4 protein-coding genes are annotated in these 3,529 nt (G+C 66.4%); 2 read left to right on the top strand and 2 right to left on the bottom strand.

Annotation, left to right across the window (positions count from 1 at the left end; all coding sequences use genetic code 11):
- Nucleotides 1-646: ABC transporter permease subunit (locus AAFP05_RS00280; protein ID WP_341727847.1), on the bottom strand; the 646-nt coding region annotated here is incomplete at its 3' end.
- 240 nt (nt 647-886) lie between these two features.
- On the opposite strand from AAFP05_RS00280, the gene AAFP05_RS00285 reads away from it, so the two are divergent.
- Complete coding sequence (locus tag AAFP05_RS00285) at nt 887-1,171, top strand: glycerol-3-phosphate dehydrogenase C-terminal domain-containing protein (RefSeq protein WP_341727848.1); 285 nt, start codon at nt 887-889, stop codon at nt 1,169-1,171.
- A gap of 226 nt (nt 1,172-1,397) precedes the next feature.
- Nucleotides 1,398-2,138 (top strand): FCD domain-containing protein, encoded by a 741-nt coding sequence (locus tag AAFP05_RS00290; protein ID WP_341727849.1) that lies wholly within the window; start codon nt 1,398-1,400, stop codon nt 2,136-2,138.
- Between the two features lie 50 nt (nt 2,139-2,188).
- Here the strand turns inward: AAFP05_RS00290 and AAFP05_RS00295 are convergent.
- Nucleotides 2,189-3,529: gluconate:H+ symporter (locus AAFP05_RS00295; protein WP_341727850.1), on the bottom strand; the 1,341-nt coding region annotated here is incomplete at its 5' end.

A 3,529-nucleotide genomic window follows, 5' to 3' on the forward strand; every position in this document is an offset into this window, starting at 1 on the left:
CGGACGCGATCAGGAAGAACCAGCCGCCGCCGAAGCTCATCATTCCGTTCCAGACGAGCGGCAGCATTCCGTAAGGCACATCCACGCGCCAGAACCGCTGCCATTTCGTCAGCCGCAATAGCCGCGCCGCCTCGTCCAGATCACGCGGCTGGGTGACCAGCGATTGATAGAACGCGAACGTCATATTCCACACCTGGCTGGTGAAGATCGCGAACACCGAGGCGCATTCCACGCCGAGTTCGGAGTGCGGGAACAGCATCAGCCACACCGACAACGTGACCGAAAGGAAACCGAGCACCGGAACCGACTGCAAGATGTCGAGGAGCGGCACCAGGATCTTCTCGGTGCGACGCAGCCGGGCCGCGGCGGTGGCGTAGATGAAGGTGAAAATGGTTGAGACGATCAGCGCGACGAACATCCGCAGCAGCGAGCGGGCCGCATAGTAGGGCAGGTTCGCCGGATCCGTCGAGACGCTGGACGGCGCTGACGCCGGGTTGAACGGGGCCGTGAACCCGTGGGACAGCCGGATCAGCAGCCAGAACAGGACGGCCACCGCGGCCAGCACCAGGGCATCCGCAGCGAACTGGCTGCGGGTGCGCAGCGCAGCCTCTTGGCCGGTGAAGGTGGAGGAGCGCAGCATCGCCATCGCGGTCTCCTTCAGGTCGCGAAAGGAGGCCGCGCAGAGCGAGAATCAGCCAGCGGCGCGGCCAGGGATCAGATGGTTCGATAAGTGGGTACTGGCGGAATCGCAACTCACGACCATCACCTCCCTCGCGCGGAATACACACCTGTCCGGTGCCGGCGGGCACCTCTCGGCGCCGTGGCGAGCATACTCGCCGGAATCTGCCTGTTCCAGTGATTCCGCGACCGATATTTATTGGCTTCGGTGTGGCTCAGCCAACGCTCAGGAGCCGAACCGATCGCCCCCGAACTGCCCTACCTTTGGGCCGAAGTGGTGTTCGCGATCAGGCACGAGATGGCCCGCACCGTCTCCGACATCCTCACCCGGCGCATCCCCGTCCGCTTCCTGCACGCCGCGGCAGCCGCCCCCCAGGCCGGCGAGCTACTGGTCGCCGAGCTGGGGCTGAGCACCGCCGAGACGGACCGTCAACTGGCCGACTTCCGCGCCGACGTAGCCCGCGAAGCGCGGGATCTCGGCATCGACCGTTGAGGGAAACGCTGATCAATGCGGCGGTTCGCCGGTTGAGCTAGCCGAAACCCGTTGCACACAAGGTCTCGACAAGCTCCACCAACAATGAGTCAGCGCATCCCTAAGCGTCAGCCGCCGTAGATCCGGGTTCCGAAGAGCCGGAATCGATCAACCTGCGTCGGCAACGGTCCGCCTCGGGCGACGTGGAATGATGGCCCTTGTCAGAGCCGGCCATGAGGAGGGACCAATGGGTGACGCCGATTCGGCGCCGAAGACGTCCCTCCACGCGTCCGTCGTGGACGATCTCGGCGCCCGTATCGCGCGCGGCGACTTGGCCACAGGTTCAACCATGACGCTTGATGAGTTGGCCACCCAGTACGGGGTGTCGCGAACGGTGATCCGCGAGGCTGTCCGCGAGTTGCAGTCACTCGGCATGGTCGACAGCCGGCGCCGGGTCGGCAGCGAGGTGTTGCCTTTGGCCCGCTGGTCGGTCTTCCATCCCAAGGTGATCGGCTGGCGCATCGACTCCGGCTCCATGCGCGGCCAGCTGACAGCGCTGACCGAGCTACGGCTCGCCCTGGAACCCGTTGCCGCGGCGCTGGCTGCGCAGCGACGAAGCGCCACCCAGGCGGAGAAACTCGTCGATCTGGCCAACGAGCTCTATGAGGCCGGCGTGCGCGACGACATGGACCGGTTCGTCTCGATCGACGTCGAGTTCCACACGTTGATCCTTCACGCCGCCGACAACGAACTCTTCTCCGCCCACGCCGACTCGGTGTCGGCCGCACTGCGCGGACGCGCCAAACACGGCGTGCTTCCCCACCCGGTCGTGCATTCCTTCGAGCTCCATCAAGCCGTTGCCGAGTCGATCATGCGTCGCGACCCGGTGTGCGCCCAGTCGGTGATGCGCGAGATTCTGACCGATGTGGTCGGCGAGATCGCCAGGCAGAATCCGCGCCAGTACGGCACCGGCCCGGTGAGCAGCTAGCCAACCGTACGCGGGCTCGGCGGCCCATCCCAATCGTGGTCAGCGCCTCGTCAAGAGACGAACGACCACACGCCGAACAGCAGCACCATGCCCACCAGCGGCGCGATGATCGTCAGCACGGTCCAGGTCTTGAACGTCTCGACGACGGTCAGACCGAAGAACTCCTTGATCAACCAGAACCCCGCATCGTTGACATGCGACAGCACTCCGGATCCGAGACCGACGGCCAGGACGAGCATCGCCACCTGGACCGGCGACAATCCCTCGGCGAGTGGCAGTGCGAGCCCTGCGGCCGTGAGCGCGGCCACCGTCGCTGAGCCGGTGGCGATCCGCACCAGCGCGGCCAGAACGAAGGCCACCAGCAGCGGGCTGAGCGACAGTGCAGAGGTCGCTTCGGCGACGACCTTACCCACGCCCAGATCGACCAGGGTCTGCTTGAAGCCGCCGCCGGCGCCGACGATGAGCAGGATGCCGGCCACCGGACCGAACGACGCCGACACGCTCACGCCGACCTCGGACATGCTCCGCCCGGTCCGCACACCCAGGGTGATCAGCGAGATCAGCGCGGTGATGAAGAGGGCGACGACCGGCGTGCCCACGAACTCCAACGCGGTCCGCACGGGAGACCCCGCGGGCAGCGTCAGTTCGCTGACCGTCCGGGCCAGCATCAGTACGACCGGCAGCAGGATGGTGGCCAGGGTCACGCCGAACGACGGACGCCGATAGGTAGTGTTCTGCGTCGTCGCCACTGCACCCTGCTCGGGCGCCATCGCCGGCACCCATCGGGCCGCGATCGGCGCGAAGAGCGGTCCGGCCACGATGATCACCGGAATCGCGAGGGCGAAGCCGATCAGCATGGTCAAACCCAGGTCGGCGTGCAGGGCGTCGATCACCGCCAGCGGTCCGGGGTGCGGCGGCATCAAGGCGTGCATCTGCCCGAGCGCGGCCAGGACCGGGATGCCGATCAGCATGATCGGAAGCTTTCCCCTTCGTGCCGTCAACACGATGATCGGCATCAGCAGCACCAGCCCGATCTCGAAGAACATCGGGATGCCGACGATGAAGGCGATCAGCGTGACGGCCCAGGGCACCAGCGCGAGCGGGGCGGAGCCCAGGATCTTGTCGACCACAGCGTTCGCACCCTCGCTGTCCACCAACAGCTTGCCGACCAGTGCGCCGAGACCGATCAGGATGCCCACCCCGCCCAGAGTCGAGCCGAAGCCCGTGACGAAGCTCTTGAAGAGCTCATTCACGCCCACGCCCGCGATCGCGGCCACGATGGCCGACCCCGCCATCAGCGACAGGAACGGGTTCAGCTTGGCCACGGTGATCAGCAGGATGATCGACGCGACGCCGACCAGCGCCGCGATGACCAGTTGGGTCGACCCGAC

The organism is Brooklawnia sp. (assembly GCF_032229645.1).
Lineage (GTDB): Bacteria > Actinomycetota > Actinomycetes > Propionibacteriales > Propionibacteriaceae > Brooklawnia.